The sequence below is a fragment of the Microcoleus sp. S28C3 genome (assembly GCF_036700785.1).
Classification (GTDB): Bacteria; Cyanobacteriota; Cyanobacteriia; order Cyanobacteriales; family Microcoleaceae; genus Microcoleus; species Microcoleus asticus.
The window spans coordinates 53,214-70,633 of sequence record NZ_JAUBPO010000025.1; the positions used below are offsets into that span (position 1 = coordinate 53,214).

Sequence of the window (17,420 nt, forward strand, 5' to 3'; positions counted from 1 at the left end):
TCTCAATAATTCTATACAAAAATACTTTTACCTAAAAGGAGAACAAAAAATGGAGACACCTACAGATCGCCTACAAGAACCGGTCGGGACAAGAGAACTCGAATCAATACCTGTATCTGAAAAAGTTTCTGCCGACAAAGTTACTCAGGTTAATTTTGAAACGACTCCTTTAGAAACCCCTGCTTATACTCAGGAAAAAGTTAGCGTCGAGGAGTTGAAGATTAACGGCAACGAGTTGGTTGCTAAAGTTAAAGAACTGATTCACGAAGGCAATATCCGCCGCATCATTATCAAAAATGAAGAAGGACGGATATTGGTAGAAGTTCCACTGACGGTGGGAGTAGTCGGCGGAGTCATCGGTGCGGCTTTGTTTCCAGTCATTGCAGCAATAGGAGCCATAGGTGCATTGGTCGCTCACATGACTATCATCATTGAAAGAACAGAGTAAAAAAAACTCAGTTGTTAGGAATGCTGATGTCCGGTTAATTTCCGGTAATAAGGCTTGTTTGTAGTGAGTACGATTGTTCTCTCTTTATGGATGAGAAAAAACTTGCCTTTATTACTACGATTAACCTAATTGTGGTTATCTAACCGGACTTAAACAAATTTCAAGCCCAAACACAGCATCGAACTGGCTTTAGAAGCAGAGAATACCTCCCAATTTTCGTTTACTCACTTCACAAACGTAAAAGATATCGCTGTTCTCAACACTTCGAGCGCCTCTGTAAAGGTTTTTAACGGGACTTAGACCAAAAATGAGGCAAAAATGGCTTCAAACCGAGAGAAAGAGATACTTTTAGCTCGACTGGGCATAAATCTAGTATTTACAAAGGTTTCAGGCATTTTTAGGTCATGGACATCTTTCCCTTGCGATCGAGAGGTCTTCAGCCCCTTTAGGAGCTTTAAAATGTCTAAGTCCCATTAAAGGTTTATTTGCCCACCTACGTCTAAATCCTCCGCTTAAGGTATACCAGATAATGACAGTGTAGGCAAAAATACCAAAATTAAATGCCTCATTAAACTGCGTTTATCTCTGACTTGATATTCTTTGAGTCCTCATCATCAGAGCTTCACGATGATAGAAAACTTCGACCCAATTTCTTTGTAAATAGGTCATTGCTATCCACTCCCCTGTTACCGTTGAAAAGTCAACATTAGTCATCAAATAATCAATTTCACTGGCTTCATCGAAAGTACCTGCATTCATGACGCTCGCTATTACTTTCTTGTTTGTGTAGTTTGATAACTCGATTTATATTCTGGCTAACCACACCGCAATCGTTTTTTTTACTTGTAGGTAAAATTAACAAAAGCCTTTTGGGGCAGGGCTTGGGCTAACTTGTCTCCTGGAATATCCTACTTTTCATCTGCTCCTTTTTGAATTATTACTTTTCGATTTTTGGCGATTCGTCCTATGTGTTTTAATTTCCTTTTCTCTAATTTTTGTAAAAAATTTGTATTATTGCCATACCCAGCATCAATTAGCACTATCGAGGTTTTTTCGCTCCCGAGCTCCCCATAATCCGCCTAAATAGTTTTTACACTCCCGTTTTTGGGCTTGATGACCAAAGATATCGTCAAATCTTTGACACCATTTATCAAAGCAGGGGGGCATTGCGGCGGGGGTTGGGTCTTTGATTGCTCATTTTTTAGATTTATACCCTTGCAGAGCAGGCATTATAACTCATTTAGCCCGTATTTTTTGTTTAAATCCCGCGAATTCTATTACTTTGGGGAACTTGGACAATCACTCTGAGGGTAGAGCCTGGTTAATCCTAGGCGAGTTAGATTGGATACAAATGAAGGAAAAACCAAAAGTTCTCTAAACTCCTAAGCACAAAGCGGTTAAGCATTTAAACTGGGTATGACCAAAACGCCAAACGCTTACACCTGAATGTTGACAGTGAATCGAAATAAGTGATTTAAATGCTCAACAGCTTAGCTCAAGTTTTCAAACAGAAGCATCTCCTACAGACAAATATTTTTTGAATAGTGGTGACGAAGATAATTATGAAACCTAACGAAGAAAATAGCTCTAGCCGTGAAATTCATCAAGAAGTTCACACAGATGCAAGTAACGGTCACGTCAGTACAACGCGAACTACTACAAGTGTTCCGAGTACAGCGGCGAAGGCTTCTAAAGAAGCAGCTCATCACCAAGGTTACGTACAGGGTGAAATGGCGGAAAACCACCGCCAAGTTGGAGTCCAAGAAGTCCGCGATAATCAGAATGCTGGTCGCGGGTTACTGTTAGGGATTCTTCTTGCTTCTTTGGCCGGCTTAGTTCTGGGCAGTATATATTACTTTAATCGGGGTGAGGAGGCTCCTACTCCTACTGCTGCTCCTGTGATTGTTGTACCGAAATCGAATCAGCCTTCAGCAACACCTGCTCCGACTCGGACTATAGAGAGAGAAAAAACGATCATTGAAAAGATTGTTCCGGTTCAACCATCTCCAGTTCAAAAGGCTACGCCTGCTCCTCAACCAAGTGCAGCTCAAAAGGCTACTCCGGCTCCTCAACAAAGTCCGGCTCCCAATATCAATATTACAATTCCAAATTCACAGCAGCAAGATGCACCCGCTCAGCAAGCAGCGCCGTCTCCATCTTCGCCGTCAAATAATACCAATACTACGGTTCCGAATTCGCAGAACGAGCCAGCTACCACTCCGCCAACTCCAGCACCTGAGAGTTCAGCTACTCCATCTCCAACTCCAGATGATGGCGCTTCTGGAGCAGGTACTAGCGGCGAAACTAATACGCAAAGCCAGACCGATTCTAATCCTACGGGTACGGCTGTACCTGATAGCAACCCCGGCGCACAGGGTGCACCTGCTTCACAGCCATAGAAGTTGGATGTCTAATTAGTCCGCCTCGGGTTCAAACCCCATACTCATAGCTAAAGTCCTTTAAAGAGGACTTTTTTTTATGGTTTAAATGAATATTTTTTCAATCATAGGCGATCGGGCATCTTGCGTTGTATTTTTCGGGCGGGCGGGACACCCCACAAGAATTTTATCCAACTTGACTGTAAAATTTAGACGCGCCTGGGCTTAGCGAGATTAGCGGAACTCAGACAAAAACTGAGGCGAAAATGGCTTCAAACCTAGATCAAGAGAGACTTTTAGCTCTAATAAGCATAAATCTAGTATTTACAAGGGTTTCAAGCATTTTTAGCTCATCGACCTCTTTCTCGCGATCGAGAGGTCTTCAGGCCCTAAAGGGGCCTTAAAATGTCTAAGTCCCACTAACCGGAGATCGTGGCTGAACTCAATAAACCAGGTTTCTGCTCGCGAACTTTTATGATTGTGCTAACCTCTCCTAAGAAAGAGTTTGGTGAGCTAATTTAACTTTCCCTAAAGCCATCTTCCTGCTGTCAAATAGTTTCATCACTCCGGAGGAGATGGTGTCGATTACATCGGGAGAACAGTAAGAGAGAAACTCTTCCGACGAAATATGACCTGCAAAAAAATCTTGAGCTTTCTTCAAAAAGTTTTCAGTTTCAGCAAAGCCGATAGATTTGATAATAAACGTAGCTACGGGAGAGTTTTTAATATCGTAGGGAGATTCTTGATTTCGTCCTATTGCTAACAAATTTAAAACCTCTCTTTCTAACTGACTTTCTAATGGGTAGGCGCTCTGTTTTTTGGGCAAGTAATCCTCCAAAACCGCTGTTTTAGATCCGGCGCGCAATTCTCCCATCATAGTTGAAATCGGAATATCGCGCCCCAAGCGGTAGGAAAGAGCTTCTAAAATGGCGATGGTAATTAGCTTGATACCAAAATAAAGTTTAGCAACTTCGATATTTTTTCGAGTTCTGGCAATCAGGTTAGCGTAGGTTGCATCGTCCGGCTCTTGCATAAACTGCTGGAAAACCAGTTCTGGTTTGAGGAACTTCAAAAATCCTTCCATTTTTTGCAGAGACCTGCGATATTCGGCAACAGTATACAAATTGGCATTGCCCAATTCGTGGTTGGTTTCTGGCATCAAGTTCCAGGTATTGTCTAAGAAATTAGAGGAATTGGGAGAGGCAAAATTCTCTACATCCCGATTTGCTAACCTGACCGCTCGCTTGACAATTTCTACGGTTTGGGCATCGCTCCATCCCAATTTAAAATCGCGATTCGCACTTACCAAACGCTGGTACAAAAGTTCGATCGCACTCAAACCGCTGGGCGAAAGCGGACGAAAAGGAATAGTAGCTTCGATGCAAGCGGCGATTTCGGCGATCGTACTAGCTGGCAAAAAAGGCTCCAAAGATTTGGCAGCAATAACGGCACTCAAAAATTCGTTTTGGCCGCCAAACGGAGAGAGAGCCTTGCCGGGAATAAACCCAAAGACTGAGGCCACTAGGTGATACATGGCATCGTCGGGCAGTTCGGTTTCATCTCTAATAACTAACTGCGATCGCACCTCAACTAACTGCGATCGCACCTCTTTGACAAAAGGAGAAAGGGCGCTGCTAATATTGAAACTGACACCATGATCGACTTGCACGTACACGAGGTCGTGAAACAGCGCAGCCAGCACCTCGATCGGATCGACTGACCCCCCGACCTCAAAAATGTGTTCCGACGTGTGAAAGTAGCGCCAAGGCCCTCTCATCGTTTGAATGATGAGCTCAGCTATCTCCTCCAGCATCGGAATCTCTACTCGACCTCCCAATTGCTCGATCGAGCTTACCAAGCAATCCAAGCACCGTTTTTGTTCTCCCAAAAGCTCCATTTACGCACCTCCAGTGCATTCCCTGATTGTCTTGCGTTTGATTGCATGGTATCAAAACACGCTGCCATCCTGCCATGATTCGTCACTCAAAAATTGCAAATTTTAGGGAAAAAGAGGGAGAGGGGGGAGGGAAAGAGGGAGAGGGGGGGAGGGGGAGAGAGGGAGAGGGAGAGAGAGGGAGATAGGGAAATTAAATATTAAAAATTCTGCATTTGTGGAGATTCTGGCAACTTGGGCGATCGGTATCATAAATTACAGTCAACCTGAGAAAAAGTTGGTAAAGCCTTGATAAATTTTTGATAGATTTTTGATGAATTTTTGACAAAAGCTGTGGGTGGGTGGCGGGCAATTTAGCTTTAAGCTGCTGCGGTGTAAATGCTGCGTCCAGCCTCAAAATAACATTCGTAGACGTGCTGGTAAACCCCTTGACATTTGCGCTGATACGCTTCGATTGAGTAGCTTTCGGGCAGCCCATCTAAAATTTCCTCGATCGCCACTTTAACTGCTGCCTTGGTTTGCTGTCGCCTGCGCCAATCTAACACTAATTTTTCTTGCTTGAAGGTTGACAAAAGTTCCTTGGCTACTGGTTTAAATTTTTGCTTTTCTTTCTCGGTTAAAGTAATATCTGGTTTGCTCAATAAGTCAAAAATCGCTAAGTCTTCCTCTGCCGAGTTCTCGGATATTGCACGTTTATCCTCAAAGTTTAGTTGTTGGGCAAACTCCACCCAATCGGTAATAAATGTCTCGACATTGCGATAACTGCTGTTGTATTCATCAATCAGTTGCTGGAACTTGTCTAAGTAATTCATCCGGCTTTTGTTGAGGCGTAGCATCTGGGTTAGTTGGCTGCTAATTATGCCTTTGAGTTTCTCTGTTTCGGTGTGTTTGTAACCCGATGCAAGCAGGGATTTGAGCCAGAAATTATATCAGCATGAAGGTGGGTAAAAGCTTCACAGCTTCTGAATTCACGAAACAGATTTCTGTAATAGCTACAATACTCATCAATCAATTTCAAAGTCGAATTAGCTTGGCGAGGCTTAACCATAGACCCAACTCAGCTTTGAGAGATTTTAGTCTATTATACTCGGACGCTTTGTGACAGAAGAGCGATAGCACAAGAGTTTTGAATTTTTTTATGTCGGGAGGGTTAGCGATCGCCCTCGCCAAGTCCAGCCCCAACCGGTTTCTGTTTTAGCTGAATAGCCCTTGCTGTGAGTGCGGACTTGCTATCGCCTGGAAGTCTCTGGGGGTAAAGCTTTTCCATTTGCTCGATCTGGTTTTTCTTTAAACCTTGAAGGTTGCCGTAGATAAGTCTTTCGTCGCTTAGATAGAGTTTATTTACTATTTTGGCTTGACTTCGCCCTTGAGTGCATTTTACTCAAAAAATATTGCGGTTTTCAGGGTTAGTCGTTAGAATAGCCAAACTGTCAAGTAAAATCATCCCAACAACGAGACAGACATTTCCGATATCCGCTTATGACCATTGCCTATACTCCACCTTGGCTGCTGAACAACGGCATATTAATGACGTTGTACACCGCATTAAGGGCTAGTCGCGGTTGGGAAAAGACGATCCCTTACCCAGAGCCCCCTTACCGAGAACACATCTTTACTGGTGCCTGTGGAGTCCCGATTTTCGGCTGGGTTGCCATCCCCGAAAATCCCCGATATACCATTGTCGGCACTTACGGCATTACTGGCGATCTGGATAATCAATGGTTTCTGAGGCTACTAGGCCGTAAAGCCTATGCCCAAGGCTGTGCAGTGGTATTATTTGACTGGCGAGCTCACGGCAAAACAGCCCAACTCTCTCCCACCCTGACTTCTGATGGCCTATACGAAGGCGAAGATTTCGTTCGGATTGCTGCCGCTGCTAAAGAAATGGGATGTCCCGCCCCTTTTTGGTTCACGGGTTATTCCCTGGGCGGACAATTAGCCTTGTGGGCTGTAAAATCAGCTCAGACGATCGCAGATTGGGGGCCTGACTTACGGATCGAAGAGTCAGAACTAGCAGGCGCGGCGGTGATTTGCCCCAGCTTGGACTCGAACCGTTCTCTGTCTTATCTAGTTAAAGATGAGTGGGGGAAATTTTTAGAAAAAGCGATCGCGCGACAGTTAAAAAAACTAGCAAAAAAGATCGCTAAGGCACATCCAGGGGCGATCGATCCTGCCGCTATTGAACGCGCCAACAGCATTTGGGGCTTTGACCATGAACTGGTAATTGGCCCGTTAGGTTTCTCCTCTGTGGAAGAATACTATGACGCTAGCAGCGCTCTACACATTTTGCCTCACCTCAAAAAACCCACTTTCATCCTCTATGCAGCGGACGATCCGATGTTTGACCCGGTGCTTGTCTCTGAGTTGCAAGCCATTAGCGCGAACAATCCTGCCTTAGAATTAGTGGTGACAGCCTACGGCGGTCATGTTGGGCATATCAGTAGTAAACGTTGTCAGCATCAATTTGCTGATAGCGATCGGTGGTGGGCATGGAATCGGATTTTACAGTGGTTCGATGCCTTGAGTGTTGATTAAGAATTGATAAAATTTCCTAAACTCATCCTCATTAATATTTGCTCTGGGAATTCGATTTAAGATTTTCAACAACTCCCGCAAAATCGGTTTTTCCAAGCTGTAATAATTTCTAGGCAAACCGCCGCCCAGTTGCTTATTTGCATCTGCGATCGCCTTCATCGCCGCATTAATCGCACCGCCAAGATTTTCTGCTTCCGGGCGATCGATCAAATAATCATGCGCGGGCAATTTCCGGCAAATAAAGCGCCCAAGAGTGCTTGGTAATCCGTCTTACCCACGGTGCGCCGCCTGGAACTTCCCGCCGCTATTTCCCCAGCAACCAGGGCCAACTTATAGTCAGCATAGAGGAGAAAAACCAACCCCAAAACGGGGACGGAATATTCCGAAGGCTTGAGTTTAGAGTTGGCCCGCTCGTTCGTCGGCTGCTTCCCAAAGGCGTTTTTCGAGTTCGGTGTAGAAGGCTTGCATTGTTAGTGTTATCTTCCACATCGTTGATAGATTCCCTCGTCTTCGGCAACAAACAGCACCGCCTCGTACAAACCCTTATTTGAGTTTAGATACGATCGCTCGCATCAAAACCAAAGAAACCCGGTTTTTGGCCGTTGCTGTCAGTGGTAACGAAGTATTTTCGTAAAACACCCGGTTTCTGACTGCCTGCGCGTCAAACCAAAGAAACAAAGAAACCGGGTTTTTGGCCGTAGCTGTCGGTTTTAACGAAGTATTCTCGTCCAAAACCCGGTTTCTGAGTACCCGCGCGTCGATTTTCAGCTTTTAGAGAGAGGTAAAAACTCGCCCGATCGCTACACTATGATTAACTAGGAACTCAGCAATTTGGGAGAAGAGGTGAATTGAAATTCGTGTCCGACCCGCGAATAACAGTCAAAATCCGCAAAATGAAAGAGCGGGTGCGGTGGCAAGAACAGTCGATCGTCGATCGGGGAATCGACCAAACTCGGATGGTTTTGGAATCTCCAACCACCGACTCTCCAGAGTTTTCGTTTTTAGTCGCAGGCGACAGCGGCACGGGCAACCACCGCGGCCACAATCCCCAGCGGCAAGTGGCCGAACTGATGCTCTCGGAGCGCGAAAATTGCCGTTTCCTCCTCCACACGGGCGATGTCGTTTATCTCGTCGGTTCCAGCGAATATTACTTGCAAAACTTTATTCGCCCCTACCGAGAATTTATAGTCGGCGGCGAGCAACCCTCTCGGATTGCCCACGATCGCATGGTGTTTAACTTTCCGTTTTTACCCGTACCGGGAAACCACGACTATTACGACTTGCCCATAGTCTACGGCCTTCTGTCGGCGACAGCTTTGCCGCTGCGTCGGCTGTTGGGTTCCAAGTTGGATCTCGATGTCGGCTGGCACGGTTCCGATCGCGGAAATACCTACGCTAAAGCCTTTCTCGACTACCTCAAAGCTCACAAAATGCCGGGAGATCTCGATCGCCACCTAGACGCCCACTACACCGCCAGCACCAGCACCGGCCGCTGCCTCCGCTATCAACCCGGACGCTTTACCCGCTTACCCAACCGCTATTACACGTTCCGCAGCGGCGGCATCGACTTCTTCGCCCTCGACTCCAACACCTTCAACGAGCCCTTGCCGATCCCGAAAACCAAACAGGGCGACATTCGCCGCCAGAATTTGGAACTCGATCGGCAGAAGTTGGAACAAGAAAAATTGGCAATGCTCGAAATCTGCGCTCGGCTGAACCCCCAAATTCCCGAGGAAGCCGAACAGCTAGACGACTTGGCCGCCAAATTAGAGCAAGTTGACGAAATCCTGATGGATATTGACAAACAACTGTCGCCCGACAACACAGCCGCCACCGATGTTGAACAGCTCGAATGGCTCAAAAAAAGGCTGATTGACTCTTGGCGGGATTCCCAGGTGCGGGGGCGGGTAATTTACCTGCACCATCCCCCCTACGTGACAGAGGCGACAAAGTGGAATCAAGCTCAAACTTTGGCGGTTCGGTTGCGATTGCGCGAGGTGCTCGACACGGTGGCCGATGCAGTTGGGGAGGTGGCGCGGGGGCGTCCGCTAGTAGATTTGGTGCTGACCGGCCACGCTCACTGTTTGGAATACCTGCGGACTGGGGATACCGGACACGGCGACTCTGGGATTAATTGGATTGTCTGCGGGGGAAGCGGCCACAGTCTCCGCCGCCAGCGCCCGGAAGGGCCGGTGTTGCAGGAAGCATCAAGTCCAGAAGCTTATCGGTTGGCGCGCGAGGGCGGGCGATCGCAAAAAGACTCTCGGCGGATAGCGGAATCTTTGCTATTTGTCGGCCGCAGCGGTCAAGGTTCCCACAAACGCCGTCCTTATTCGTGTTTGCGGATTGATGTTCTCGATGGGTGTCCTCCCAAGTTCCGCATCCGACCTTTGGTTGTGGAACGATTTGAGGGAAAATGGCACGAGATCTCGATCGAACCTTTTGTGATTTAACTTTCGTTTTTCTGTAAGTCTCGATCCCCCTTAAAAAGGTGGACTTTGACCGATTCCGGTTCCCCCCTTTTTTAAGAGGGGTTAGGGGGGATCGAGAGCTGAATGCTCTATCAACTTAATTCAGGACAAAAATTCCATGATTGCTAATTTAACCGCCACCGGCTGGGAAATTATTTACCACCGCGCCCACGCTTTGCTCGCGGCGCAACTTGGCGGAGAGTGGAAGCGCTCGAAATCTCCGGTTCGCCTCTACGAAACCATAGCGGCTATTTCGCATCACGATGATTTGGAGAAAGAGTGGGAAGAAAATATTTTGACTGAAGCGGGCGCGCCCTTTGATTTTACCTTGCAGACGGAAACCTCTCTGCCGAAAATTAAAGCCATGACGCAGAATGCCCTATATCGCGGTCGCTGGGTAGCAATGCTGATTTCTATGCACATGAGCTTTCTCAATGAAGGAAAGCGGGGAGAGTCGAAGGAACTCGATGAGTTTTTGGACGAACAACTGGAAAATCAAAAAAAATGGCGCAAAGAGTTGCAAGTTTCCGAGAAAGATGCTAAGGCAGCTTATGCTTTTTTCCAGTGGTGCGATCGGCTATCATTAATTCTTTGCAGCCGCGAGTTACCCGCCGGAGAACGAGCTTTAGAAATTAGTGTCGGCCCGGACGGTAAGCGCTACGATATTGTACAGAACAGCAACGAACTTGTGACTGTAACTCCTTGGCCTTTTGAAGACGATAAGTTTACTGTTAACGTCGAAGCGTGCCATTTGGATAAAGTCAAGTTCGACAGCAACCAGGAAATTAAGGAAGCGCTGCACAAAGCTCCCCGCGAAGTCTTAGAGTGGACTTTTGTCAAGTCTTAATTAAACCTCTAGCAAAAATACTGCACCGTTCTAGGTTTGTAGGGAGAACTTCAGTCGTTCGAGTTTTATGAGGACTGAAGTTCTCACTACAAACCAATTTGATTGTTGCCGATTGAACGGACATAATATTATCAATGAGCCATCACCAATTACCGATTACCCATTACCAATTACCAAATATGAAACGTTCAGCCTGTCTAATTTTCAATCCCGTCGCCGGCAACAGCGACCCCGACCAAGACTTAGCTAGAATTCAGGAACTTTTAGAGCCTTTTATTGACTTAGACATTCGGCTGACAACCCGAGAATTAGATGCAGATCAAATCGCCCGCGAAGCAGTTGCTAGGGGAGTTGAGGCAATTATTGCTTCCGGGGGCGACGGCACATTATCCGCAGTGGCTGGGGCGATTGTGGGCACAAATATTCCTTTAGGAATTATTTCGCGGGGAACGGCGAATGCTTTTGCTAATGCTTTAGACATTCCGAATACAATTGAAACCGCCTGCGCCACTATTTTTGGAGGGTTGACGCGGGTGGTGGATGCGGCGATTTGCAACGGTGAAATGCCGATGGTTTTGTTAGCTGGAGTGGGTTTTGAGGCGGAAACCGTCGAACTAGCCGATCGCGACATGAAGAATCGCTGGGGAATGCTGGCTTACATTCTGTCGGGAATTAAACAGTTAAACAATTTAGAAAGATTTGAAGCGGAAATCGAAACCGAAGATAAAATTATCAGCCTTACTGCTGTCGCCGTGACAGTGGCGAATGCCGCGCCGCCTACTTCCATTTTAGCTCAAGGGCCTGCCGGGATTATTTTTGATGACGGCTTGCTGGACGTGACGCTGGTGGCGCCTCAGAATAAAGCTGGGGCGATCGCAGCTTCTTATCATCTATTGCAAACAGCTTTGAGCGGCAATGCTACGGATCGCGACGACATCGGTTATTTGCGGGCAAAAAAAGTAACAATTAGTGCCGATCCGCCTCAAAAAGTGGTTGTAGACGGCGAAATCATCGGCATGACTCCGGTTTCTATTGAGTGCGTTCCAGGAGGTTTAACTATTTTTGTACCGCGAGTTGAAGAAGAGGCCGTGGTGGAAAAACTCAGCGGTTTAGCGGACATCGAAATTACATTGAAACCCTTAGATGAAAATTTTTAGCGACACAAACAATAAGAAAGACCGCCCGGGCGGTCTTTCATTTTTAGGCGTCTAAAATTTGGCGAATGCGGCGCTCCAAACGTTCGAGATCGAGTCCACCTTCATCGCGGCTGATGCGGCGCACGGTGACGTTAACATTGCTCAAATCTGCCAGCAAATCTTGCAGGATTTCTTGTTGCTGCCTAGCTTGAGTTATTTCGCGCGGTTCCTGCACGAGGTCGCGGATGATGGTGTCTTCGGCTCGCGAAGCAACGATCGGGTCTGCTTCGCCGTCTATATGCACGAAAGTGCGGCGACCGGGCCCCCGTTCTTCTTCAATTGGTATTACTGCTGTTACTCGATCGGAGCGTACATATTTGCCAAATCCCAGGTGGACTAAGACAGAAGATTGTATTTTCATAGATAGCAAGATTTATTTGTTAGTTATCTATATTTTAACTTTTAAAAATATGATTTGACAACTAAATGAGAGCTATTGCTAGTACAATATTGGTGGGTTTTTTCGGGTGTTTTATAGTTGTCATATTTAGTAAAAAATGCTAATATTTTGCGATATGCGAGCATTCCGAGATTCGTACAATCCGACAGTCCGGCGGGGGTTTTAATCCCTGTAGGACTGTCGGAATATGGCAAATCTCGGACTGTTAGATTACTGTCGGAATATGGCAAATCTCGGATTGTGCGAATCTCGGATTGTCAGTGCGCGATAGTTGGCTGATGGGTTAACATAAAATTAGAGCAGTTTGCGATGATCGCCCGCAACACATTTCAGGGACACAGCCTACCGATTTGAGATTTGAGCATTACAACCGCGGATAAACAGGAAGACCTCCATGATCCCAATTAGTATCGACTTAGTTATCAGTCTGGTGACTGCAATTCCCATCGCTTCCATCAAAGACAAGCTTCAGCGCAACGAAGCTGTCATCAAATTATTAAAAAAATTCAACATCGAACCCGACGCGCCGCCAGCCGATTTCGCGGGAGTCTATGTTTATACTTTAGTAGAGTATGGCGCTGGGAAACCCAAGCAGATTTTAGAACTATTTCGGCAACCAGAGATTAAAGAAGCATTTCGCAAAGCCTTCGAGTCCGACAGCCCAGCTATGCTGGTGAAAGCAGGCGAAGAATATCTCAGCCGGTCTGCTTTAGGCCAAGAAATTCGAGATTTAGGCATTGACCCCAGACGGGAATTCATGGCATTTGCAGCCGTGTTTATGGAAGTAGCAAAGCGGACGCGGACGCTGGGAGATGTGATGGTGGGAAATGCGATCGCCTCTTTGCAAAAACGCCTATCTATGGTACTCGATCGCATCGATCGCCTCCCCACTATCGAAGGAATCCGCACCGAATTTGCACGACTGGAAGCTGAAGATTATCCCGCACTTCCCGCCGCAGCATCAACTAATATTCAAAAGTCTCAAGCTTTTATTTTATCACAACAAGTTCGCGGCTGGTTTGAGACATTAAGTTATAAGTTTGAAACCTATCAAATCTCGGAAGATAACTATTTTGAATGGATTATCAATGTTCCTGTCAGACGCAATCGCTACGATCGCATTTTAGTGCGCGGAATTGCCGGAGAAGCGGGACTCAGAGACATCTCAGCCTTGCGCGAATCTGTAGCAAAACAGCGCACCGATGAAGGTTGGTTAGTCACCGCTCGCCGCATCAGTCGCGCAGCGCGGGATGAAGTAGATAAACCAGAAAATCGCGATATAGCTTGCTATACCTTCGATGAATTGCTCGACCAAGATGCCGATTTTACCGCTTATCTGGATTGGCTAGAAACAGAAATTACCAGCCGAGGAATTGATACCAAGTATGTGCCGCTAGCTTGTACGAAAGAAGAAATCGACCCCGATACTCACCGCAAGATAGGCGTGAGTCATTATGGCAGGCGAGATGGCTGGATCGAAGGTTATCTTGACCTGTGGTTGAATGACCCAGTAAAAGAACATATTTCAGTTTTAGGAGAATTTGGAACCGGGAAAAGTTGGTTTGCAATGCACTATGCTTGGATGGCGCTGCAACGCTACCGAGATGCTCAAAAGCGCGGCTTAGAACGTCCGCGTTTGCCGTTAGTAATTCCTTTGCGAGATTACGCCAAAGCAGTTAGTGTCGAGTCGCTATTTTCCGAGTTTTTCTTTCGCAAGCACGAGATACCTTTGGCGGGTTATTCGGCCTTTGAACAACTTAATCGCATGGGTAAATTTCTGTTGATTTTCGATGGTTTTGATGAAATGGCCGCTAAGTGCGATCGGCAAGAAACCATCAACAACTTCTGGGAACTAGCAAAAGCCGTCGTTCCCGGCGCAAAAGTCATCCTCACTTGCCGTACCGAACACTTTCCTGAAGGCAAGGAAGGACGGGCATTGTTCAATGCAGAACTGCAAGCATCAACAACCATTTTAACAGGCGAAACTCCCCAATTTGAAGTCTTAGAATTAGAGAAATTTAACGACGAGCAAATTCGGCAAGCGCTGTCATTTCAAACAGAAGCGGCGACAGTAGAAAAAGTGATGGGAAACCCGCAACTATTGGATTTAGCGCGTCGCCCGGTTATGACCGAGTTAATTTTGGAAGCATTGCCCGATATTGAAGCTGGAAAACCAGTAGATATGTCGCGGATTTATCTGTATGCGGTGCGGCGGAAGATAGAGAGAGATATCAAAGCAGAACGTACTTTTACTACTGTAGCAGATAAGCTTTATTTTTTGTGCGAACTGTCTTGGGAAATGCTGTCTACCGACCAAATGAGCCTGAATTATCGCGGTTTTCCCGATCGCATTCGAGGCCTGTTTGGTTCCGTCGTGCAAGAGGAAAAAGACTTAGACCACTGGCACTACGACATGATGGGTCAAACGATGCTAATCCGCAATGCAGATGGGGATTATACTCCGGCGCATCGTTCGTTATTAGAGTTTTTTGTCGCTTATAAATTTGCGGCGGAATTGGGAGTTTTGGCGGCAGATTTTACCGAATTAGTTGCGCCTGAACAGTCTTGTCTAAATCCTGATGCAGCCCCTCAATCGTACACTTGGTCAAATTATTGTCGGCTTCAGGCCGAGAAGAGAAATAAGGGTGAACTTATCGCAGCTTTGAAGGGATTTGTTGCTGAAGATTTAGGGCAACTCCGTCAGAGTTTCGGACACGCACCGGTGACAAAAGCAGTGATGGATTTATTGTTACCAATGGTAGGGGCGGTGTCCTCGTGCCGGCCCTGCCTCGATGTAGGGGCAGCTACGGAGGAATTATTGGAAATTCTGGAAGCAACGCGGGGAAAAACTGAAAGTGAGGTAGGTTATGTGGGAGGGAATGCGGCGACGCTGTTGTTGAAAATCGATCGAACTGCGTTAGAAGCAAAAGATCTTTCTCGTGCAGTTATTTTAGGTGCTGATTTCACAAATGCTAGTCTGCGCCGCGTCAATTTTGCTGAAGCAAATTTAGCTAATTCTGATTTTACTAAAATCTTCAGCAGTGTTCGATCGGTCATATTTAGTCCTGATGGCAAACTGTTAGCTACAGGTGATACGGATGGCATAGTTCGCTTGTGGGAAGCTAGCACTGGAAGAGAAATATTGACCTGTAAAGGACATACTAACGTGGTGGAGTCAGTCGCCTTCAGTCCTGACGGCAAAATACTTGCTAGCGCCAGTTATGACAAAACGATCGAGTTATGGGATGTCAAGACTGGTGAATGTTTAAAAGTTTTGCAGGGACATACCGAATCAGTAATGTCAGTCACCTTCAATCCCGATGGAAATATACTCGCTAGCGGGAGTTTCGATCGCACCATAAGGTTATGGGATATCCGCACGGGTGAATGCCTCAAAATTTTGCTAGACCATACTAAAGTTGTATTGTCAGTCGTTTTCCATCCTGTTGATGAGATGCTTGCCAGTGGCAGCGGCGACAATACAGTAAGGCTGTGGAATCTCGGTACTGGTGAATGCCTTAAAATTTTGCACGGTCATACTAAAAACGTGTTTTCAGTTGCTTTCAATTCTGCTGGTGAAATACTTGCTAGTGGAAGCGGCGACAAAACAATGAGGCTGTGGAATATCCGTAGCGGTGAATGTCTCAAAACTTTGGAGGGACATTTCGATCAAATAAAGTCAATCGCCTTTAGCCCAAATGGCGAAATACTTGCAAGTGGCAGTCACGATCGCACAGCAAAACTGTGGGATATCAACAGCGGTGAATGCTTGAATACTTTGCAAGGGCATAACGATCGAGTAGGGTCAATCGCCTTCCATCCTGGGGGTGAAATACTTGTTAGCGGCAGTTACGATAAAACGCTGAAGCTGTGGGATATCAACAGCGGTGAATGCTTGAATACACTGCAAGGGCATAGCAATCAAGTAAGGTCGATCGCCTTCAGTCCTAACGGTGAAATGCTGGCCAGCGGCGATGACGCGCAAACAGTCAAGCTGTGGGATATCAGCAGTGGTGAATGCCCCCAAATCTTGCGCGGACACCTCGATAGGGTAAACTTAGTTGCCTTCAATCCTTCGGGTGAAATACTTGCCAGCGCTAGTTACGACCAAACACTGAAACTGTGGGATATTCGCAGTGGTGAATGCCTCCATACTTTGCCAGAATTTGGCAATGAAACACGATCGATCGCCTTCAGTTCAAATGGTGAAATACTTGCGAGTGCAGGTTATGACCAAACGGTGAGGCTGTGGGATATCGGTACTGGCGAATGCCTCAAAACGTTGGACGGGCATAACAATTCTGTACACTCGGCTGCTTTCAGTCCTTTGGGCGAGATATTTGCCAGTGCAGGTTTTGACGGAACGGTGAGGCTGTGGGATATCCATACTGGTGAATGCCTCCAAATCTTGCAGGCGCATACGAATTGGGCACCCGGAATCGCCTTTAGCTATAACGGTGAAATACTTGCCACTGGAAGTGTCGATCGAACAATAAGACTATGGGATGTCCGCAGCGGTGAATGCCTTCAAATCTTACAGGGGCATACTGATTGGATACGTTCAGTTGCCTTTAGTTCTTCTAGTGAAATAGTTGTTAGTGGAAGTATCGATGGAACGGTAAGATTATGGGATATCAGTACAGGTGAATGTCTCAAAATTTTGCAAGGCCATACCAGTAGAATTAACTCTGTTGCCATCTATTCAGAGGATCAAATTATTGCTGCTTGCAGTCGGGATGGCACAATTATGATTTGGGAGATTGAGACTGGTGAGTGCCTCAAAATACTAAAAAGTGACCGACCTTATGAAAACATGAATATCACAGGAGTTACGGGTTTAACGGAAGTTGAAAAAGCCACGCTCAAAGCTTTAGGGGCTGTTGAAAATTAATCATCGCAAAGGAGGAAGTATGCAGTCAGCAATACGGATTAAAACCAAAGTTCTTGCAGAAAATAAACTTTAAATTCAAGTGCCGCCTGGATCTGTGGGCGAAGAGGTTGAAGTGTTTGTGATTATACCACAAAAGCCTCCGTGGCGGCGTAAAGTGTTGGAATTGCTTACAGAAATCCGCAGCCGTCATCTTTCCAGAACTGTTGAAGAAATTGACCGGGAACTTCAAGAAAAAAGAAACTACTGGAGCAGTTAAACCTAATTTATTCTATGGCAGGTAGTGCCCTGAAGGAAAGGATCGAGTAAGTTACTATTAGAGAGAAGTGTTTATCATAGTGTGATATGACAGTAGAGATTCCC

Annotated in this window: 14 protein-coding genes; 8 read left to right on the forward strand and 6 right to left on the reverse strand. The window is 46.3% G+C overall.

The genetic code is table 11. The features are described 5' to 3' along the window. Positions 1-49: 49 nt before the first annotated feature. Complete coding sequence (locus QUA13_RS10045; RefSeq protein ID WP_172191511.1) at positions 50-448, forward strand: DUF4342 domain-containing protein; 399 nt, start codon at positions 50-52, stop codon at positions 446-448. A 579-nt stretch (positions 449-1,027) separates the two neighbouring features. On the opposite strand, the gene QUA13_RS32725 is transcribed toward QUA13_RS10045, so the two are convergent. Then, the gene (locus QUA13_RS32725) at positions 1,028-1,207 is read right to left on the reverse strand and encodes a hypothetical protein (RefSeq protein ID WP_445242697.1); all 180 of its coding nucleotides are present in this window, start codon (positions 1,205-1,207) and stop codon (positions 1,028-1,030) included. 149 nt (positions 1,208-1,356) lie between these two features. Beyond that, positions 1,357-1,488: a hypothetical protein gene (locus QUA13_RS32730; protein ID WP_445242698.1), complete on the reverse strand. Its 132-nt coding sequence runs from the start codon at positions 1,486-1,488 to the stop codon at positions 1,357-1,359. 522 nt (positions 1,489-2,010) lie between these two features. Between QUA13_RS32730 and QUA13_RS10055 the strand changes: the two genes are divergently transcribed. Then, the gene (locus QUA13_RS10055; protein WP_333198190.1) at positions 2,011-2,847 is read left to right on the forward strand and encodes a hypothetical protein; all 837 of its coding nucleotides are present in this window, start codon (positions 2,011-2,013) and stop codon (positions 2,845-2,847) included. Positions 2,848-3,319: 472 nt separating this feature from the next. Here the strand turns inward: QUA13_RS10055 and QUA13_RS10060 are convergent, their stop codons facing one another. Next, positions 3,320-4,723, reverse strand: a complete 1,404-nt coding sequence (locus QUA13_RS10060; protein WP_333198191.1) for a hypothetical protein — start codon at positions 4,721-4,723, stop codon at positions 3,320-3,322. A gap of 356 nt (positions 4,724-5,079) precedes the next feature. Continuing rightward, positions 5,080-5,628 carry a type I restriction enzyme endonuclease domain-containing protein gene (locus tag QUA13_RS10065; RefSeq protein ID WP_333198200.1) on the reverse strand — a complete coding sequence of 183 codons (549 nt, stop codon included), beginning with the start codon at positions 5,626-5,628 and terminating at the stop codon, positions 5,080-5,082. Between the two features lie 571 nt (positions 5,629-6,199). Here QUA13_RS10065 and QUA13_RS10075 point away from each other — a divergent pair. Further along, positions 6,200-7,255 carry an alpha/beta fold hydrolase gene (locus QUA13_RS10075; RefSeq protein WP_333198192.1) on the forward strand — a complete coding sequence of 352 codons (1,056 nt, stop codon included), beginning with the start codon at positions 6,200-6,202 and terminating at the stop codon, positions 7,253-7,255. On the opposite strand, the gene QUA13_RS10080 is transcribed toward QUA13_RS10075, so the two are convergent. After that, positions 7,223-7,483: a hypothetical protein gene (locus QUA13_RS10080; RefSeq protein WP_333198193.1), complete on the reverse strand. Its 261-nt coding sequence runs from the start codon at positions 7,481-7,483 to the stop codon at positions 7,223-7,225. The genes QUA13_RS10075 and QUA13_RS10080 overlap by 33 nt on opposite strands. Before the next feature lie 629 nt (positions 7,484-8,112). On the opposite strand from QUA13_RS10080, the gene QUA13_RS10085 reads away from it, so the two are divergent. The 3 genes from QUA13_RS10085 (at position 8,113) to QUA13_RS10095 (ending at position 11,730) form a co-directional block, all read left to right on the forward strand. Continuing rightward, positions 8,113-9,708 (forward strand): metallophosphoesterase, encoded by a 1,596-nt coding sequence (locus QUA13_RS10085; RefSeq protein ID WP_333198194.1) that lies wholly within the window; start codon positions 8,113-8,115, stop codon positions 9,706-9,708. A 136-nt stretch (positions 9,709-9,844) separates the two neighbouring features. Then, entirely contained in the window at positions 9,845-10,573 is a 729-nt protein-coding gene (locus QUA13_RS10090; RefSeq protein WP_333198195.1) for a DUF3891 family protein, read from the forward strand. Positions 10,574-10,752: 179 nt separating this feature from the next. Next, positions 10,753-11,730 (forward strand): YegS/Rv2252/BmrU family lipid kinase, encoded by a 978-nt coding sequence (locus tag QUA13_RS10095; protein WP_333198196.1) that lies wholly within the window; start codon positions 10,753-10,755, stop codon positions 11,728-11,730. A gap of 43 nt (positions 11,731-11,773) precedes the next feature. On the opposite strand, the gene QUA13_RS10100 is transcribed toward QUA13_RS10095, so the two are convergent. Then, positions 11,774-12,130 (reverse strand): hypothetical protein, encoded by a 357-nt coding sequence (locus tag QUA13_RS10100; RefSeq protein WP_172186242.1) that lies wholly within the window; start codon positions 12,128-12,130, stop codon positions 11,774-11,776. Positions 12,131-12,563: 433 nt separating this feature from the next. Between QUA13_RS10100 and QUA13_RS10105 the strand changes: the two genes are divergently transcribed. Both QUA13_RS10105 and QUA13_RS10110 read left to right on the forward strand, forming a co-directional pair. Beyond that, entirely contained in the window at positions 12,564-17,060 is a 4,497-nt protein-coding gene (locus QUA13_RS10105; protein WP_333198197.1) for a WD40 domain-containing protein, read from the forward strand. Positions 17,061-17,139: 79 nt separating this feature from the next. Then, positions 17,140-17,316, forward strand: coding sequence for a hypothetical protein (locus QUA13_RS10110; protein ID WP_333198198.1), 177 nt, complete (start codon positions 17,140-17,142; stop codon positions 17,314-17,316). Positions 17,317-17,420 lie beyond the last annotated feature (104 nt).